At 63.8% G+C, this 18331-nt stretch carries 20 protein-coding genes; 14 read left to right on the top strand and 6 right to left on the bottom strand.

Annotated elements, in window-relative coordinates; translation table 11 throughout:
* Window positions 1-117 precede the first annotated feature (117 nt).
* The 4 genes from JX25_RS05435 to JX25_RS15345 form a co-directional block, all read right to left on the bottom strand.
* On the bottom strand, window positions 118-1602 hold the full coding sequence (locus tag JX25_RS05435; RefSeq protein WP_128254053.1) for a tripartite tricarboxylate transporter permease: 1485 nt from the start codon (window positions 1600-1602) through the stop codon (window positions 118-120).
* Between the two features lies 1 nt (window position 1603).
* On the bottom strand, window positions 1604-2047 hold the full coding sequence (locus JX25_RS05430) for a tripartite tricarboxylate transporter TctB family protein (protein ID WP_128254052.1): 444 nt from the start codon (window positions 2045-2047) through the stop codon (window positions 1604-1606).
* 6 nt (window positions 2048-2053) lie between these two features.
* Window positions 2054-3037 carry a Bug family tripartite tricarboxylate transporter substrate binding protein gene (locus JX25_RS05425; protein ID WP_128254051.1) on the bottom strand — a complete coding sequence of 328 codons (984 nt, stop codon included), beginning with the start codon at window positions 3035-3037 and terminating at the stop codon, window positions 2054-2056.
* 323 nt (window positions 3038-3360) lie between these two features.
* Window positions 3361-3531 (bottom strand): DUF6726 family protein, encoded by a 171-nt coding sequence (locus JX25_RS15345; RefSeq protein ID WP_421780252.1) that lies wholly within the window; start codon window positions 3529-3531, stop codon window positions 3361-3363.
* 231 nt (window positions 3532-3762) lie between these two features.
* Here JX25_RS15345 and JX25_RS05420 point away from each other — a divergent pair, with 231 nt between their 5' ends.
* The 10 genes from JX25_RS05420 to JX25_RS05375 all read left to right on the top strand — a co-directional run bounded on the left by JX25_RS05420 (window position 3763) and on the right by JX25_RS05375 (window position 13160).
* Complete coding sequence (locus JX25_RS05420; protein WP_164876066.1) at window positions 3763-4533, top strand: GntR family transcriptional regulator; 771 nt, start codon at window positions 3763-3765, stop codon at window positions 4531-4533.
* A gap of 54 nt (window positions 4534-4587) precedes the next feature.
* Complete coding sequence (locus JX25_RS05415; protein ID WP_128254049.1) at window positions 4588-5763, top strand: ABC transporter substrate-binding protein; 1176 nt, start codon at window positions 4588-4590, stop codon at window positions 5761-5763.
* Window positions 5764-5827: 64 nt separating this feature from the next.
* Window positions 5828-6697 carry a branched-chain amino acid ABC transporter permease gene (locus JX25_RS05410; protein ID WP_241557857.1) on the top strand — a complete coding sequence of 290 codons (870 nt, stop codon included), beginning with the start codon at window positions 5828-5830 and terminating at the stop codon, window positions 6695-6697.
* Between the two features lie 12 nt (window positions 6698-6709).
* Window positions 6710-7738, top strand: a complete 1029-nt coding sequence (locus JX25_RS05405) for a branched-chain amino acid ABC transporter permease (protein WP_128254048.1) — start codon at window positions 6710-6712, stop codon at window positions 7736-7738.
* Window positions 7735-8487: an ABC transporter ATP-binding protein gene (locus JX25_RS05400; protein ID WP_128254047.1), complete on the top strand. Its 753-nt coding sequence runs from the start codon at window positions 7735-7737 to the stop codon at window positions 8485-8487. Before JX25_RS05405 ends, JX25_RS05400 begins: the two co-directional genes overlap by 4 nt.
* On the top strand, window positions 8480-9199 hold the full coding sequence (locus JX25_RS05395; protein ID WP_128254046.1) for an ABC transporter ATP-binding protein: 720 nt from the start codon (window positions 8480-8482) through the stop codon (window positions 9197-9199). The genes JX25_RS05400 and JX25_RS05395 overlap by 8 nt, the downstream gene beginning before the upstream one ends.
* Window positions 9196-10386 (top strand): cytochrome P450, encoded by a 1191-nt coding sequence (locus JX25_RS05390; protein ID WP_128254045.1) that lies wholly within the window; start codon window positions 9196-9198, stop codon window positions 10384-10386. The genes JX25_RS05395 and JX25_RS05390 overlap by 4 nt, the downstream gene beginning before the upstream one ends.
* Before the next feature lie 10 nt (window positions 10387-10396).
* Window positions 10397-11581: a cytochrome P450 gene (locus JX25_RS05385; protein ID WP_128254044.1), complete on the top strand. Its 1185-nt coding sequence runs from the start codon at window positions 10397-10399 to the stop codon at window positions 11579-11581.
* 24 nt (window positions 11582-11605) lie between these two features.
* Window positions 11606-11926, top strand: a complete 321-nt coding sequence (locus JX25_RS05380) for a 2Fe-2S iron-sulfur cluster-binding protein (RefSeq protein ID WP_338323023.1) — start codon at window positions 11606-11608, stop codon at window positions 11924-11926.
* 10 nt (window positions 11927-11936) lie between these two features.
* A complete protein-coding gene (locus JX25_RS05375; RefSeq protein WP_128254042.1) occupies window positions 11937-13160 on the top strand; it encodes an NAD(P)/FAD-dependent oxidoreductase in 1224 nt (407 codons plus the stop codon).
* A gap of 8 nt (window positions 13161-13168) precedes the next feature.
* Here JX25_RS05375 and aroB read toward each other — a convergent pair whose 3' ends face one another.
* The gene (aroB, locus tag JX25_RS05370) at window positions 13169-14266 is read right to left on the bottom strand and encodes a 3-dehydroquinate synthase (RefSeq protein WP_128254041.1); all 1098 of its coding nucleotides are present in this window, start codon (window positions 14264-14266) and stop codon (window positions 13169-13171) included.
* A gap of 1 nt (window position 14267) precedes the next feature.
* The gene (locus JX25_RS05365; protein ID WP_128254040.1) at window positions 14268-14837 is read right to left on the bottom strand and encodes a shikimate kinase; all 570 of its coding nucleotides are present in this window, start codon (window positions 14835-14837) and stop codon (window positions 14268-14270) included.
* Window positions 14838-14946: 109 nt separating this feature from the next.
* On the opposite strand from JX25_RS05365, the gene JX25_RS15245 reads away from it, so the two are divergent.
* From JX25_RS15245 to JX25_RS05350, 4 genes are all read left to right on the top strand, one after another.
* The gene (locus tag JX25_RS15245) at window positions 14947-15081 is read left to right on the top strand and encodes a hypothetical protein (protein WP_277750072.1); all 135 of its coding nucleotides are present in this window, start codon (window positions 14947-14949) and stop codon (window positions 15079-15081) included.
* Window positions 15071-16576, top strand: a complete 1506-nt coding sequence (locus JX25_RS05360; protein ID WP_128254039.1) for a hypothetical protein — start codon at window positions 15071-15073, stop codon at window positions 16574-16576. The genes JX25_RS15245 and JX25_RS05360 overlap by 11 nt, the downstream gene beginning before the upstream one ends.
* Before the next feature lie 2 nt (window positions 16577-16578).
* On the top strand, window positions 16579-17502 hold the full coding sequence (locus tag JX25_RS05355; protein WP_128254038.1) for a site-specific tyrosine recombinase XerD: 924 nt from the start codon (window positions 16579-16581) through the stop codon (window positions 17500-17502).
* A gap of 213 nt (window positions 17503-17715) precedes the next feature.
* Window positions 17716-18324 carry an invasion associated locus B family protein gene (locus JX25_RS05350; protein WP_128254037.1) on the top strand — a complete coding sequence of 203 codons (609 nt, stop codon included), beginning with the start codon at window positions 17716-17718 and terminating at the stop codon, window positions 18322-18324.
* Window positions 18325-18331 lie beyond the last annotated feature (7 nt).

Below are 18331 nucleotides of genomic sequence, written 5' to 3'. Positions count from 1 at the left end.
GCCTTAAGCCGGGCGAGGTGGTGGGTCACGAAAGCGAGGATCACTCGCAATCGCATCCGTCCAACGAAGCGATGAATGGTCTTGGACACCCACTTCTTCAGCAGCCTGTCAGGAACGTCAGCGCTTGGGGATGATCCGCTTCACAACTGGCCAGATCAGCAGCAACACGGTCGCGACAACGAAGGCACAGGCGACGGGCCGCTCGAGGAAGATCATCGCGTCGCCGCGCGAAACAAGCATGGCACGGCGCAGGTTCGTCTCGATCAGCGGTCCAAGAACGAAGCCCAGAAGCAGCAGCGCAGGACTGAAGGCGGCCCTTGTCAGGGCATAGCCGGTGATGCCGATGCCACCGACCATGAAGATGTCGAAGGTCGACCCGCGCACGGAATAGACACCAAGGCAGATGAACACGATGATCGCCGGATACAGCCAGCGAAACGGGATCCGCAGGATCGACACCCAAATGCCGATCAGCGGCAGGTTCAGCACCAGAAGGAACAGGTTGCCGATACCGAAGCTGACCACGAGGCCCCAGAACATGTCCGGATGGCTTGTCAGCAGCGTTGGTCCCGGCTGGATGCCGTGGATCACCAGCGCGCCCAACATCAGGGCCATGATGGGATCGCCTGGAATGCCCAGCGTCAGCGTCGGCACGAAAGCGGTGATGGAGGCGGAATTGTTAGCGGATTCCGGCGCTGCGACCCCCTCGATCGCCCCATTGCCGAAGCGTTCGGGCTTTCGTGCGATCCGCCGCTCCAACCCATAGGCGAGGAAGGACGAGATCGTGGAACCGGTTCCGGGCAAGGCGCCGAACAGACCGCCAAGGCCCGTGCCGCGCAGGATCGGGCCAACCATCCGGCGCACATCGTCGCGGGTCGGGATCAACTGGCGCAAACTTACACGGCTGGGTGGGCCGTGGCGATCCGCCCCTTGTATATTGGCGATCACCTCAGCCACGCCGAACAGGCCCATTGCCAGCGCGACAAGGTTGATGCCGTCAAGAAGTTGGGTTTGCCCGAAGGTCAGCCGCTGCACGCCCGAATTCACGTCGGTGCCGATGCAGCCTGCGATCAGCCCCACCACGACCATCGCAAGGCTTTTCACGGGGCGGCTGTTGCCGATGGTCGAGGCTGCGACCAGCCCCATGACCATCATCGCCGCATAATCGGCCGCGCCGAATGATGTTGCCATTCCAGCCAGCCAGCCGGAAAGCACCACAAGGATCAGAATGCCCAGCATCGCCCCTGCGAAGGACGACACCATCGAGGTAAACAGCGCAACGCCTGCCCTGCCCTGCTGCGCCATCGGATAACCATCAAGCGTGGTAACTGCCGATTGCGGGGTTCCGGGCAGCCGCAGCAGGATCGAAGCCACGGCCCCGCCATATTGCGCGCCGTAATAAACCCCCGCCAGCATGACCAGCGCCGCCTCGGACGAAATGTGGTAGGTGATCGGCAGAAGCAGCGTGATTGCCGCCATCGCCCCGATGCCCGGCAGAACGCCCACCAGCGTGCCCAGAACAGCGCCCAGCAGGCTGTAGATCAGGATCGAAGGTTGCAGCGCAACCAACAGCCCGTGCGCAAGGCCTTCAAGCGTTGTCATTTCAGCTCCACGGCCAGACGGGGATCGACATGGAAAGGCCGGCGATGAAGATCAGCCATGTCAGCGCAGCCACCACAACGGCCAGAACCACGCGCCACAGGGTGCCGCCACGCGGCGCGACGGAACTGGCCACCAGCGTCGTGACCACGGTCGCCACCACGATCCCCGCCGTTCCCATCAGCACGCTGAACAGCATCAGCGAAGCGGTCACGCCCAATGCCTCCCGCCAGTAAAGAGGACGCGCGACGCCCTTGCGCCACCATGCGGGAACGGCGATGGCCGCGCCCAGAACCGCAAGAACGATCCCCAGCATGACCGGGAAGAAGCCCGGCCCCATCCGCCTCAGGCTGCCCATGTCATAGCAGGCAGCGGCATAGGCCGCGACCCCAAGCCCCAGCAGGGCAAGGATCGCGCCCCACATGATGTCGTCGTGATCGCGCTGCATGGACGCTTACTGGTCCTTCGCCTCGACTAGGTCGATGGCCTTGCCCCAAAGGGCGGTATCGGCCTCGATCCGTGCCGCCAGATCAGCGGTCGTTCCGGGCGCGACGTTCCAGCCCGTTGCCAGCAGTTTCTGCTGCAACGCCTCATCGGCAAGGATCGTGTTGATCTCGGTGTTCAGCCGCTCGATGATCGCGGGATCGGTTCCAGCCGGAGCGATGAAGGCGTTCCACAGTTCAGCGCGGAAATCATCCGGAATACCGGCCTGACCTGCCAGCACCGGCACATCGGGTGCCTGCGGGAACGGCTTTGCCGAAGTAAGGCCAAGCATCTTCAGCTGCCCCGCCTCCACGAAAGGCAGCGCGGCAGAGGGGGCCATGAAGCCTGCATCGATCTCTCCGGCCAGCATGGAGGTCGTCACCTCGGCATAGCTTTGGAACGGGATGTGGAACAGCTCGATCCCCGCGGCGTCGGCGAAAAGCTCTGCCGTCAGATGTGCACCGGAACCCTGCCCGACTGAACCGTAGGCAATATCGCCGGGATTGGCCTTCGCCTCCTCGATGAAAGCGGCGGCGTCATCGGCCGGAAAATCGGCGGGCACCGTCAGCGCAAGCGGGCTGGTCGCGATCAGCGCGACAGGTGCGATGTCGCTTGCCGTCTCATAGCTCAGATCCGGCACCAGCCGTTGAGATGTGGTCAGCGGCCCGTTGATCGTAACGCCGAAGCTGTGACCGGTGTCCGCCTGCGAAAGCATCTGCTGAACGCCGATGACGCCGCCCGCGCCCGGCTTGTTTTCGACCACGACGGGCTGACCCAAAGCTTGGGAAAGCGGCTCGGCCACAAGGCGCGCAATGGTGTCAGGCGACGAGCCGGCGGGAAAGCCGACAAAAACATGGACCGGTTCGGACGGCCAGTCCTGCGCATGCGCTGCACCCTGCGCAAGAAGTGTCGCGGCAACGGTTGCGATGCCGATATGTTTGAAGTTGCCGATCATGATGTCCTCCCCCTCGATTCAACCACCCTTGTTCAGCGATATGACATGGGCGTCAATGCTGAAGCGACGCCTCTTTCGTCGCGAGAAGGGCATGAAAGCGTCTCCACCCTCGGCCTATGGTGATGGTCCCTTTATGAAGGACAGGCATCGATACGCGCGGCCTTGCAGTTCCGCTGTCAGAACGCTGCCACATATGCGACATCAACGGCACGCTAGAACAGCCGCTGGTCGCACTCGGGCTGCCGTGCAAGCTTCGCATGAAGGCGGGGCTGCCTGCTGGCGTTCGGAAAGCGGTATGATGCTGGCCCCATCGCCGGGATGGATCAGTCGATAACGCCTGCTGTTACATCCAGCGGGGCCGCCACCACGTTACCAGCCACTGGAACCACCTTCACCACGGCGCTGGTTGCCCGGAGTGGCAGCGCCACGGCACCACAACCGCATACGGCTGCGGCAGTCACCATACATAGTACAAGACGGGCGGACCGGATCATGAGGCGTCTTCCTTTTTCGCTGCAGAGCTTCGGCGGCTTTCTTGATCCGTTTCCCGAAGAAGTTGAAGCCTTATCCACGCAACGCGCATATCGCCTCGCCGCAGCCCCATATGCCGAAAGGCGTGGGTATACAATACGACGAGCGCAATGCAGGAAAACTTCAAAGTTCGACAAAAAAATGTCACCGAATCGTTTTGTGTGTATACACTGACTGCAGAGGAGCGCTCTGCTATGAATGATGACAGCATCATTAGAAACGGACAGACGCAAACCGCACGCGCGGCAATGACCTTGCGTGACATGATCGTCGGCAACCAGCTGACATCCGACACCCGCTATACCGAAGTGCAACTGGCCGAGATGCTGTCGATGTCGCGCACCCCGATCCGGGCCGCGCTTCAGCGGCTGACCGATGAAGGGTTGCTGATGCCGATGCCGGGGGGCGGCTATGCCATCCGCCGCCTTCTTCCAAGCGAGATTGCCGATACCATCGAATTGCGCGGCACGCTTGAAGGTCTGGCCGCGCGCTGGCTTGCGGAACGTGGCATCGACCGGAAGGCCCTGCAGGATCTTGTGCAAATCTCTGACCGGATTCATGCCCTGCTGAATGCGGACAGTTTCGCCCGATCCGATCTTCCGCGATACGAACGACTGAACGCGCAGTTCCATGACGGGTTGACCGCCGCCACCGGAAGCGCCCTTCTCTGCCAGGAGATCGCGCGGGCAAACAATCGCCCCTTCGCGTCGTCCAGCGCCCTGGTCGGGATGTACGAACATGATCGCGACGCGCACGATCATCTGCTGATTGGACAGGAGCATCACCGCGCCGTACTGGAATCCATTGCCGGGCGGCAGGGAACGCGGGCCGAGGCCATCATGCGCGAACATGCCCGCCTGTCGCAACGCAATCTGGATCGCGCCCTTGGGCTGGGCAGCCTGCCCGAAGGGTTCCGAGGGGCAAGCCTGATCCTGCAACCGCAGGAGGAGGTCAGCGAGACGTGAAAGTCAGCGGCAGCGGGGAGGCTGCCGCCAGCCAAAAACGGGGGAGGAGACCCGATGAAAAGAAGACACATGCTTATGGGCGCTGCTTTGGGGCTCTCGACCGCGATCGCGGGTGTACCGGCACTGGCACAGGACGGCACGTTCAAGATCGGGCTGATCCTGCCGATGACGGGGCCCTTCGCGTCGACCGGTCGGCAGATCGAGGCTGCGGCGCGGCTGTACATGGCCCAGCACGGGGATGAGGCAGGCGGTCAGAAGATCGAGCTTATCCTGAAAGACGATGCCGGTGTCGCCGACACCACCAAGCGCCTGGCGCAGGAACTGATCGTGCGGGATAAGGTCGGCGCACTGGCCGGCTTCGGCCTGACGCCGCTGGCAATGGCAACGGCACCGCTTTCCACCCGCGGCCAGACACCCACCGTGGTGATGGCCGCCGCCACATCCTCGATCACCGAACAATCGCCGTTCATCGTCCGCACCAGCTATACCACACCGCAGGTGACCTCGAAGATCGCCGAATGGGCCGCCTCTGAAGGGATGACCAAGGTCGTGACCGTCGTGTCGGACTATGGCCCCGGCATCGATGCGGAGAAGACCTTCGTTTCCACCTTCGGCAATGCGGGCGGCGAGGTGACGGACACCTTGCGCGTCCCGCTGCAAAACCCTGACTTCTCCCCCTTCCTCCAAAAGGTGGCCGACGCGCAGCCCGACGCGATCTTCGTCTTCGTGCCTTCGGGCGTGGGCGCCCAGTTCATGAAGCAATATGTCGAACGGGGGCTTGATAAATCCGGCATCAAGCTGCTGGCCGATGGCGGGATCACGGATGACGACATCCTGAACGGCATGGGCGATCCGGCTTTGGCCGCCATCACGGGCTTCCACTATTCTGCTGCGCATGACAGCGCCAAAAACGACGAATTCGTGCAGGCGTTCCAGGAAGCGACGAACGGGATGCGCCCGAACTTCATGGCCGTTGGCGGCTATGACGGGATGCACCTGATCTATGCCGCACTGGAGGAAACCGGCGGCGAGGGCGGCGAGGCGATGATGGACGCGATGAAGGGCATGTCATGGGAAAGCCCCCGCGGCCCTGTCAGCATCGACCCCGAAACCCGCGACATCGTGCAGAACGTCTATCTGCGACGGGTGGAACGTCAGGACGACCAGCTCTGGAATATCGAGTTTCAGACGTTTGAGGCGGTGAAGGATCCCGGCAAGACCGGATCGTAACCACCCCAGCCATCGCAACGGACAGTGACCTGCGCCGGACCTTCGGCGCGGGGCCGGAACCCTCATGCCGGGAAACACCATGCTGACCATCCTGATCGACGGGATCGCCTATGGAATGCTGCTCTTCGTCATGGCCCTTGGGCTGGCGGTGACGCTGGGGCTGATGAACTTCGTGAACCTTGCCCATGGTGCATTTGCCATGATTGGCGGCTATGTCACCGCCTTGGCGATGAACCGGCTGGGCGTTCCGTTCCTGCTGACTCTGCCCTTCGCCTTCCTGATCCCCGCGCTGGTGGGATTGGTGGCGGAACGCACGCTTTACGTGCGGATGTACCGGCGCAGCCACCTGGACCACGTGCTGTTTTCCATCGCGCTGGTCTTCATGTCCATCGCGGGGGCGGATTGGCTTCTTGGGTCCAGCCAGATGCTGATCACCCTGCCCCCGTGGCTTCAGGGCCGGTTCGAGGTTCTGGGTGTGGGTATCGGTCGATACCGCGCGTTCCTGATCGTCGTATGTGCCGCGCTGGTCATCGTGCTTCAGATGGTTTTGGCCGGAACCCGGTTCGGCGCACGGCTTCGCGCCTCGGTCGATGATCAGCGGGCGGCGCGGGGCCTTGGCATCAACGTGAACCGCATCTTCGCGCTGACATTTGCCACCGGATCTGGCCTTGCCGGCCTCGGCGGGGCGCTGGGGATCGAGATCATGGGCCTTGATCCCACCTTCCCGCTGAAGATCCTCGTTTACGTGCTGATCGTGGTGACCATCGGCGGCACGGCCAGCCTGACCGGCCCCTTCCTTGCCGCCCTGATCATCGGAACCGCCGATGTGGCGGGCAAGTACTACGTCCCCGAGCTTGGGGCCTTCCTCATCTATCTGCTGATGATCGTCCTTCTGATCCTGCGCCCGCAGGGCCTGATCGCCCCCGCACGCTAAAGGATGCCAATGATGACCGATACAAGCCTGTCGCCTCTTCTTGCCTCCCCCCGTCCGAATGAACGGGTCAGCCGCGACCTTTTGCGCCGGGGCCGCTGGAAGCCTGCAGAATTCGTCTTCTGGCTGATCGTGGCCGCAAGCTTTTTCTTCCTGCCGGACCGCCACCTGCTGCTGTCCGAGATCGCGATCCTCGGGCTCTTCGCCCTCTCTCTGGACCTGATCATCGGCTATGCCGGTGTGGTGTCGCTGGGGCATGGCGCGTTCTTCGGGCTGGGGGCCTATGTCGCGGGCCTCACCTCCATCCACCTGACGGGGGAGCCACTGACCGGCCTTGTTCTTGCGGCGCTGGCGGCAGGGCTGCTGGGACTGGCGACGGGGCCGCTTCTGCTTCTGCGCGCTTCGGACCTGACGCGGCTGATGGTGACGCTGGGCGTGGCGATGCTGGTGCTTGAAGGCGCAAACCAAGCGGCGTGGCTGACAGGCGGCGCCGACGGGCTGACGGGCGTGATGATCGACCCGCTGCTGGGCCGGTTCGAATTCGATCTTTTCGGCACCACCGGCTATGCCTATTGCCTGATCGTCACCTTTGCCTTCTTTCTTATTGCGCGGCGCGTCGTGACCTCGCCCTATGGGCTGTCGCTGCGCGCGATCCGCGACAACCCGCTGCGCGCCCGCAGCATGGGCATCCCGGTGGGGCGGCGCATCCTGGGGCTTTATGCCTTTTCGGCTTTGATAGCCGGCGCTGCCGGGGCGCTTCTGACACAGACCACGATGTTCGTGTCGCTTGACGTGCTGGCCTTTCACCGTTCGGCGGATGTGCTGCTGATCCTCGTTCTGGGAGGCGTCGGCTATCTTTACGGCGGACTGCTGGGCGCAATCGGGTTCAAGCTGCTTCAGGACTGGTTTTCCGCCATCACGCCGCAATACTGGATGTTCTGGATGGGCCTTGTTCTTCTGGTCGTCGTGCTGATCGGGCGCGAGAACCTGAACGCCCTGCCCCGCACCCTGCTGGCCCGCTTCCGCAAGGAGGGCCGGACATGACCGCAGCCTTGCAAACCATCGCGCTGGAAAAGCGGTTCGGCGGGCTTGTGGCCACCGACAAGGTTTCACTGACACTGGCGCATGGCGCGCGCCACGCGCTGATCGGTCCCAACGGCGCGGGGAAGACCACCTTCGTGAACCTTCTGACAGGTGTTCTGCCCACGAATGGCGGCCAGATCCTGCTGGACGGCGTCGACATCACCCGCAAAAGCCAGATCCAGCGCGCCCGCATGGGGCTTGGCCGCACCTTCCAGATCAACCAGCTTTTCGGAGCCATGACGCCGGTGGAAAGCATCGGCCTCGCCGTGTCCGAGCGGATGGGCGGCGGGGGCGATTTCTGGCGCGGCATCGGCACCCGCGCCGATATCATGAACGAGATTGCGGGCCTGATCGACCGTTTCCGCCTGACCGAGGTGATGGACCAGCCGACGCACCTGCTGCCATATGGCAAGCAGCGTCTGCTGGAAATTGCGCTGGCGCTGGCCTCCAATCCGCGCGTTCTGCTGCTGGACGAACCTGCAGCCGGCGTGCCCGAAGCGGAACGCGCGGAGCTTCTGCAAACGCTGGCCGAACTGCCGCGCGACGTGTCGATCCTGCTGATCGAACACGACATGGACCTGGTCTTTTCTTTCGCGGACCGGATCACCGTTCTGGTTAACGGTGCGCATTTCGCCGAAGGCAGCCCGCAGCAGATCATGTCCGATCCCAGCGTGCAGCAGGTTTACCTGGGGAGCGAGGAACATGCCTGATCTTCTGACGATCGAGAACCTGCGTGCCGGTTATGGCGAGGCGGTGGTGATCCCAGACCTGTCGCTGCGGATTGCCAGCGGCGAGGCGCTGGCCGTGCTGGGCCGCAACGGCGTGGGCAAGACGACGCTGCTGGACAGCATCATCGGCGTCACCCGCCGCTTCGGCGGCCGGCTGGCGGTGGACGGGCGCGACATCAGCGCCCTGTCGCCCGAAGGGCGCGCGGCCGCCGGCATCGGCTGGGTGCCCCAGCAGCGCGACATCTTCCGGTCCCTCACCGTGGAGGAGAACCTGACCGCCACCGCCCGTCCCGGCCCCTGCACGCTGCGCCGCGTCTACGAGATGTTTCCGCGGCTGGAGGAACGCCGCACCAACATGGGCAGCCAGCTTTCGGGGGGCGAACAGCAGATGCTGGCCATCGGGCGTGCCCTGATGCTGAACCCGCGCATCCTTCTGCTGGACGAACCGACCGAGGGGCTGGCCCCGATCATCGTCGAACAGCTTCTGGCGCAGATCCGCAGGATCATCCGCGAAGAAGGGATCGCCACGATCATCGTCGAGCAGCACGCCCGCAAGATCCTGAAGGTGACCGACCGCGCCATCATCCTTGATCGGGGCGAGGTGGTCCATGACGCCGCCAGTGCCAGCCTGCTGGCCGACCCGCGCCCGCTGGAACAACACCTCGGCGCCATCGCGAAAGGAGCCGCCGCATGAGCCTTGATCTTCCCCCGATCCCGCCCTCCGATCTGGACCCGTTCGGCACCGCCTTTTTCGACAACCCCTATCCCGAACATGAACGGCTGCGGCAGGCCGGCCCTGTCGTCTGGATCGAACGCTACGGCGTCTATGGTGTCGCCCGCTATGACGAGGTGCATCACGTTCTGAACGACTGGCGCACCTTCTGCTCCTCGCGCGGGGTGGGCCTGCAGGATTTCAGCCGCGAAAAGCCTTGGCGTCCGCCCAGCCTCGTGCTGGAAACCGATCCGCCGGAACATGACCGCGCCCGCAAGGTGCTGGCCCGCGTTCTGTCCCCCGTCACGATGCGGGATCTGCGCGACGGCTTCATGGAGGCCGCAGACAGGCTGATCCGCAGCCTTGTCGGGAGGGAGATCGACGGGGTGGCGGATCTGGCGCAGGCCTTCCCCCTGTCGGTGTTTCCTGACCGGATCGGCCTGCGGCACGAGGGGCGAGAGCATCTGCTTCCCTATGCGGGCCTGGCCTTCAACGCCTTCGGCCCTGATAACGAGCTGCGCCGCACGGCGATGGAACGGGCCGCCCCCCATATCGCATGGGTCAACGAGCAATGCCGCCGGGAAAACCTGTCGCCGGACGGGTTGGGCGCGCGCGTCCATGCCGCTGCCGTCACGGGCGAGGTGACGGGCGACGAAGCAACGCTGCTTGTCCGTTCCCTTCTGACAGCGGGCATCGACACGACGGTGAACGGCATCGGCGCTGCACTCTACTGCCTTGGTCGCTTTCCCGACCAGTTCGCCGCGCTTCGTGCCGATCCGTCCCTTGCCCGCAACGCGTTCGAGGAGGCGGTGCGTTTCGAAAGCCCGGTGCAGACCTTCTTCCGCACCACGACCTGCGACGCGGAACTGGGCGGCGCCGCCATTCCCGAAGGTGCGAAGGTGCTGATGTTCCTTGCCGCGGCCAATCGCGACCCGCGCCGATGGGACCGGCCCGATGATTATGACATCACCCGCAAAACCAGCGGACATGTGGGCTTTGGCGCAGGCATCCACATGTGCGTCGGCCAGCTTCTGGCGCGGCTGGAGGGGGAGGCCGTGCTGCATGCACTGGCCCGCCACGTGACGCGGCTGGAAATCACGGGCGATCCTGTCCGTTCCTACAACAATACACTGCGGGGACTGGCCTCCCTGCCCATGCGACTGATCTGAGGATACCGCCATGCTGGATCACAGACTTGCACCGTTGGACGACACGATCAGCATCGACGATCTGACCGTTGCGCCCTATCCCATCTATCGGCGGCTGCGGGCCGAAGCGCCCGTGCTGCGTGTGAAATCGGTAGGCCGGACGTTCCTGACAAAGGCGGAGGACTGCAAATACGTCAAGGACACGCCGGAGATCTTTTCCTCCAACGATCCGAACACGCCGATGAAGCGTGCCTTCCTTGCCCATACCCTGATGCGCAAGGACGGCCCGGAACATATGGCCGAACGCATGGCAATGGCCCCCGCCCTTATGCCCAAGACGATACAGGAGGTATGGGCCCCGCTATACCGGCAGTTCGTTGACGAATACCTCGACCGTCTGCCGAAGGGGGAGGTTGTGGATCTGCACGTCCTGCTGTCCGAACCCATCGCCGCCCGCATCCTTGCCCATATTCTTGGCATCCCCGAAGCGACGGATGCGCAGATGAGCTTCTGGTCGCAGGCGCTGATCGACGGGGCCGGCAATTTCGGCTGGCGGCCCGACCTTTTCGAAATCTCGGACCGTGCCAATGCCGAGATGGATGCGATGCTGGCCCGCGCCGTGGAAAGGGTGCGCGCACAGCCTGACCGATCCGCGCTGTCGGTCATGGTCAATTCCGAAAACCCGATCGCGATGAGCCAGATCGTGGCCAACATCAAGATCGCGATCGGCGGCGGCATCAACGAGCCGCGCGACGCGCTGTCCACCATCATCTACGGCTTCCTGACCGAACCTGAACAGCTGGAGGAAACCCGGCGGACCGGCAAGTGGGGACAGGCATTCGAGGAAGGCGTGCGCTGGGTGGCGCCCATCCAGGCCTCGTCGCGCCTCGTGCTGGAGGATGTGGAGATCCGCGGCTTCCGCATCCCCAAGGGCGATACGGTCATGACCATCCAGGCCTCGGCCAACCATGACGAGGATCTGTTCGACCATCCCGAACGCTTCGACGTGTTCCGCACGAAGAACCCGCACCAGTCGTTCGGGTCCGGTCCGCATCACTGCGGCGGCGCCCATATCGCCCGCCGCACCGTCGGCGCCATCATGCTGGAGGCGTTGTTCGAACGGTTTCCGAACATGACCCTTCCCGATCCGCAGGCCGTGCTGTGGCGCGGCTTCGGTTTCCGCGGCCCGATCAACCTGCCCGTGAAACTCGGCTGACCCAGCAAAAGCAAGGAGAGCATCATGAAAATCACGTTCATCGCCGCAGATGGCACCGAAACTGCCGTGGACGCGGCCGAAGGCGAGAGCATCATGCGTGCGGCCGTGCGCAACGACGTGGACGGGATCATCGGCGAATGTGGGGGATCGATGATGTGCGCGACCTGCCACTGCTATGTCGATGAGGCATGGGCCGACGCCACCGGCCAGCAGGAGGATGGGGAAAGCGATCTGCTGGATTGCGCCGCCTCGGAAGTGCGACCGACCAGCAGGCTGTCCTGCCAAATCAGGATGAGCGCCGAACTGGAGGGTGTCGTCATCCACCTGCCCGAATCCCAGCTTTGAAGGAGCGGACATGCAGCGCATTGTCATCATCGGAACCGGCCAAGGCGGGCAACAGGCCGCAACAAGCCTGCGTCAGGAAGGGTTCGCGGGGGAAATCCTCATGATCGGGGACGAGCCGGGCTTGCCCTACCAGCGCCCGCCGCTTTCCAAGGCCTATATGGCCAGCGGCGATGCCGATGCGCTTCTGCTGAAGCCTGCCGCCTTCTATGAACGGTCGTCGATCATCCTGCGCGATGGCACCCGCGCCGCACGCATCGACCGCACCGCGCAAGAGGTGGAGACGGAAGATGGCGCCCGCCACGGCTATGACCACCTGATCCTTGCGACGGGGGCACGCAACTTCCGCCCGCCCCTGCCCAACCTTGATGCGCCGGGGGTGGCAGAGCTTCGGACGCTTGCCGATGCCGAAAGCATCCGCCGCCGGCTTGCGCACACCCGCCACGCCGTGGTGGTGGGCGGCGGGTTCATCGGGCTGGAATTCGCCGCGATGGCCCGTGCCGCGAATGTTAGCGTAACAGTGATCGAGGCCGCGCCCCGGCTGATGGCGCGAGCGGTGTCGCCGCAGATGTCGGACCTGTTCCTGAAGCTTCACTGGTCGATGGGGACTGAAATCTTGCTGGGCACGATGGCCGCCGCCGTGATGACGGATGCGGATGGAAATGCCGCGGGCATCACCCTCGCCGATGGGCGGGAGGTTGCGGGCGATCTTGTACTGATCGCAACCGGCGTTCGCCCCAATGTCGAATTGGCTGCCGAGGCGGGGCTGACCTGCCGGAACGGCATCGTGGTGGACGGATCGCTTCTGACGGATGATCCGGCCATTTCCGCCCTTGGGGATGTTGCGGCATTCCCGGGCCCGCTTGGTCGGCATGTCAGGCTGGAATCCGTTCAGGCAGCCGTGGATCACGCCCGTCACATTGCCCGCCGGCTGATGAGACCCGCGCCGCAGCCCTATGCCTCGGTTCCGTGGTTCTGGTCCGACCAGGGCAAGCACAAGTTGCAGATCGCGGGACTTGCGACCGATGCCGATGACTGCATCGTCCTTCCCCAACCAACGGGAGAGCCTGTCATTCTGCTGTTCAAGGAAGGATGCCTTGCGGCGGTGGAAACGATCAACGCCCCTGCCATCCACATGTCGGCGCGCCGCCTGATCGCCACCCCGTCAGCTGTACTGGCAGCCTGCGATTATGATCTGCGTCAGGCTGCGAAGACCGCGGCACCGGTTGCACATTGAAGGCCGCCTCAGCGGCCTTCAAGAACCTCGATCACCAGATCCGATGGCACATCATCGGCGATGAAGGCGTCGCCGATATCCTTCATCAGGATGAAGCGCAGCTGGCCATCCTGAACCTTCTTGTCCTGCCCCATCAGGTGCAGCAGCGCCGCAGCGTCGGGCAGCCCCCCGGGAATGTCCTGAAGGGTTGTTTTCATTCCCATCCCGCGCAGATGCGCAGCAAGGCGTGACGGCGCTTCTTGCGGCACGAGGTTCAGCTTCCGGCTCAGCTCCATCGCCATGAGGCAGCCGATCGCCACGCCTTCGCCGTGCAACAGCCGGTCCGAATATCCGGTCGCCTTTTCCAGCGCATGACAGAAGGTATGACCAAGATTGAGGAGCGCGCGCTCCCCCTCCTCGGTTTCATCACGTTCGACGATGGCGGCTTTCATGGCAACGGAATGGGCAACAGCCTCCAGCCGCAGGGCATCATCGCCTTCGGCCATTGCGGGTGCGTTCTTTTCAAGCCATTCAAAGAACGTCGCATCGCCCAGAAGCCCGTATTTCACAACCTCGCCATAGCCGGCCAGAAATTCCCGCTCTGGCAGGGTTGCAAGCGCCCAGATATCGGCCAGCACAAGGGACGGCTGATGGAACGCCCCCACAAGGTTCTTGCCCTGCGCCGTGTTGATGCCCGTCTTGCCGCCGACAGAACTGTCCACCATCGCCAGAAGCGAGGTCGGGATCTGCACGAAGCGCACCCCGCGCCGCAGAACGGCCGAGGCAAAGCCCGCCAGATCGCCGATCACGCCGCCGCCAAGCGCGATGACGATATCCCGACGCTCCACCTTCCGGTCCAGCAGCCATTCGACAGTGCGGGTGAACTGCGGCCAGCCCTTTGTGCCCTCGCCCGCGGGCAGGATCAGCGCTTCCACCGCAATGCCTTCAGCCTCAAGCGATGCCTGAAGTGCCGGAAGCTGCGTCCCGGCGACATTCTCATCGGTGATGACAACGATGCGCGGGCGGCGCAGCAGGGGCTTGATCTGTTCGGCAGCGCCGGCGATCAGCCCTTGTCCGATCCGTACGTCATAGCTGCGCGCACCAAGGGCGACGGATACGGTTTTCATCTCACTCCTCCAGAATGTCGGGAAAGGCTGCCAGCGCCTGATGCACCTGATAGGCCATCCGTTCCACCGAAAGGCCGGGATGGCTGTCCACGGTCAGATGCGCCAGGGCATAGGTGCCTTCGCGTGCGGCAAGAATATCGGCCAACGTACGGCGAGGATCGGTGGTTTGCAAAAGCGGGCGGTTGCCGCGCGACTTCACGCGCTGCCAAAGCGTATCGGCATCCGCGCGCAACCAGACGGAAATGCCGTGCCGGGAAATCGTCTCGCGGTTGATCTCAGAAAGAAACGCGCCGCCGCCCGTGGAAAGAATGGCCGGCGGGCCTTGCAGCAACCGTTCCAGCACCTGCGTTTCCTTGCCGCGAAAGAACGCTTCTCCATCACGGGCGAAGATCTCGGGGATGGTGCGGGCCGCTGCGCGTTCGATCTCGTGATCGGTATCGATGAAGGGCACGCCTATCTGACGGGCCAACTGCGTGCCGACGGCCGTTTTGCCGGCGCCCATCATACCCACCAGAACCACCGTCTTCTTCAGTCGCGTCACGTTCCTGCCATCTCCGCCGGTTTGCCTCATCGCGCGCTGGTCGTGCGCGTCTTTATGCGGTAATGGCGTGATAGATGGGCGATTGCCATACATAAATGCGAAAGATGCCGAAGCGGCACAGGGGCAGAAGGACGGGATGATGGGTCTTATTGTCAAGGCGGTGCTGGTGCTGGCGGTGCTGATCTTCATCGGGCTGGCGGGTTATGCGTATCTGGGCGACCTGACGCCCCCGCAGGCAGAAGTGACGGCGCCGGTGACGCTGGATGGCAACTAGGCGGCTTCTTGCGCTTGCGCTTGTGATCATGCCGGCGCCGGCTTTGGCCGAGGCGCCGCTTTCTGCGATCGACTGGCTTTCGCGCTCCATCACGGCGCCGGTTGCGCCTGCCTCGCCGCCGGAGAGGCCTGAAGGCGGGACAAGCGCGCCGCTGCCCGATGCGCCAATCGTCGATGCCGCAGGTTTGCTGACGCCGCGCCAGACCGGCCTGCCCCGAAACCTTTGGGGAAATGGGGACCCGCACGAGATCGCGGCACAGATCACCGCGATGCAGGCGAATTCCATCCCGGCGCTGGAAGAATTGTCGATGAACCTGCTGCTGACGGAATCGCGCCCGCCAGGGGGCGGCGATGACGGGCTGGTGTTCTTTGCGCGGATGGACAAGCTTCTGGCCCTTGGGGCGCTGGATCAGGCGCAGGCGCTGCTGGATGCGGCCGGTGCTTCCGGTTTGCAGGCGTTCCGCCGCCAGTTCGACATCGCGCTGCTGCAGGGAACCGAGGATCGCGCCTGCGAAGTGCTGGATGCAGCGCCGCAGCTTGCCCCCACTTATCCTGCGCGCATCTTCTGCCTTGCACGGTCGGGCGATTGGCCGGCGGCGGTGGTGGTGCTGCATACGGCGCAGGCACTTTCCCTTGTGACGCCGGAAGAGGATGCGCTGATTTCCCGCTTCCTTGATCCCGACCTGTTCGAGGGGGAGCCGCCCCTGCCGCCGCCTGCCCGCCCGACCCCGCTGGAATGGCGCATGTTCGAGGCGATCGGCCAGCCCTTGCCAACCTATACCCTGCCCCTTGCCTTCGCCCATGCAGAGCTGCGTGTTTCTTCGGGATGGAAAGCGCAGCTTGATGCGGCCGAACGGCTTGCCCGCGCGGGCGTTCTGGATCCGAACCAGCTGCTTGGCCTTTACACGTTGCAAAGGCCTGCCGCGTCGGGTGGGGTATGGGACCGGGTTGCCGCCGTGCAGGCACTGGATCAGGCCGTAAGCGCCGCTGATGTGCAGGCTGTTGAACAAGCGCTTCCCATCGCGTGGGACCGGATGACCCATGCCGAAATCGAGGTGCCATTCGCCCGCATATATGCCTCCCAGCTTCTGGCCCTGCCGCTTACGGGGGATGCGGCGCGGCTGGCGTTCCGCCTTGGCCTTGTCGCGGGCCTTTATGCCGAAGCGGCCGCAGAACGCACCGCCCCCAATGCGGAGGATGATTTTCTGCTGGCGCTGGCGCAGGGCGATCCGGTTCACGCCACGGCGGGCGATGCGCTGTCGCGCGCCATCGCCGAAGGTTTCCGTGATCACGCCGCCCCATCCGAGGTTGAGCCCCTGTTGGCACAGCAACGGACGGGCGAGGCGGTGATGCTGGCGATGGACCATCTTTCGCGCGGTGCAAGCGGCGATCTGCGGGCCGTGACCGAAGGGCTGGCCACGTTAAGGGTTGTGGGGCTGCAAACGGCGGCGCGCCGCGTGGCGCTTCAACTGATGATACTGGAACGGCAGGGCTGATCATGTCCGAAAGGTGGATATCGCTTTTCCTCGATGCCCAGGCTGCCGATGTGGGCGCGGCACGAAACACCTTGCTGGCCTATGGCCGGGACCTGAAGGATTTCGCCGCCTGGCTTGCACGGCATGACAGTGATTTCACCCGCGCCACCCGCACGACGGTCGAGGATTACCTGATCTTCTGCGACGCGCAGGGCCTATCGAAAGCAACGCGGGCGCGCCGCCTGGTTTCGGTTCGCCAATTCTATCGCTTCCTGCACGAAGAAGGGTTGCGCGCCGACAATCCGGCCATCCGTATCAAGGGTCCGGGGCATGACCGCCGCCTGCCCGACGCCCTTTCCATCGAGGATGTGGATCGCCTGCTGGAAAGCGCCCGCGACCGGGGCCGCAACGATGAGATACAGGTGCGAAACCGCTGCCTGCTGGAGCTGCTTTACGCCACCGGAATGCGTGTTTCGGAACTGGTGGGCCTGCCCGTGGCGGCAGCGCGGGGTGACCCGCAGATGCTTCTGGTGCGCGGAAAGGGTGGAAAGGAACGGCTGGTTCCCCTTTCCCCGCCCGCGCGGGAAGCTTTGGCAAACTGGCTGAAAATTCGCGATGCCGGGGAAGCGGAAAATGAAAAGCGCGGGAAGTCTGCCTCGCGCTTTCTGTTCCCCGGCAACGGCAAGCTGGGCCATCTGACGCGTGAATATTTCTTCCGGCTCGTGCAGTCCATCGGCGTCGACGCGGGCATTCCGCCTTCGCGCGTGACGCCGCACAAGCTGCGCCATGCCTTTGCCACCCATCTGCTTGCTGGCGGGGCGGATCTGCGGGCGATCCAGATGATGCTGGGCCACGCCGATATTGGCACCGTGGAAATATATACCCACGTGCTGGATGAAAAATTGAAGGATCTGGTGCTGAAACATCATCCACTTGCGCAGGACTAACTTGTTCAACTTCCCGTCACATTTGGCAGTTGACGCAGGTGGCTGCGGGCCATACGCTCAGATCAAATAAGTCGGCCGGTCCGACAGGGGGCAAAAGAAAGGGCCGATGGCAACATCGGTCCTTTCGCTTTTTAACCCAGCCGGAAAATTGTCCTGACAGCCGCTTTGCGTCATGCTAAGCCCGGTTTCGGAACCACTTGAGGACCCATACGAATGTCCAAGACCTTTTCCAGCCTTCTTGCCCTGACCCTTGGCCTGGCGCTTGCCCAGCCCGTTCTGGCGCAGGATGCCCCCGCCGCCCCGCAAGCCGATGATGCAACGACGCAGGGCCTCAGCATGGGCGAGGCCGAGCAGGATCCGAATGCACCCGGCGCCATGCGCGTGGAGGCGGAGTTCGAGCAGTGGGAGCAGCGCTGCATCAACGACCAGCAGGGCAACGACCGTTGCCAGCTGTACCAGCTGCTTCAGGACGATGAGGGCAACAACGTTGCCGAGTTCAGCCTGTTCAACCTGCCCGAAGGCCAACAGGCCGCCGCCGGCGCCACGATCATCGTTCCGCTGGAAACGCTTCTGACCGCCAACCTGTCGATGAAGGTCGATAGCGCGCAGGCCAAGGTGTATCCCTTCACATGGTGCAGCACCGTTGGCTGCGTTGCCCGTGTCGGTTTCACGCAAGCTGAAGTGGATGCGCTGAAGGGCGGCTCCAAGGCCGAACTGACGATCGTGCCGGTTGTCGCGCCGGACGAAAAGGTGACCCTTGATCTTTCGCTGGCTGGCTTCACCGCAGGATACGATGCTGTCGTGGCCGCGAACGCCGATTGACGAAAAG

This window comes from Falsirhodobacter deserti (assembly GCF_004015795.1).
Lineage (GTDB): Bacteria > Pseudomonadota > Alphaproteobacteria > Rhodobacterales > Rhodobacteraceae > Falsirhodobacter > Falsirhodobacter deserti.
The sequence above is the reverse complement of the archived record's forward strand: the minus strand, read 5'-3'. Positions and strand labels throughout refer to the sequence as shown.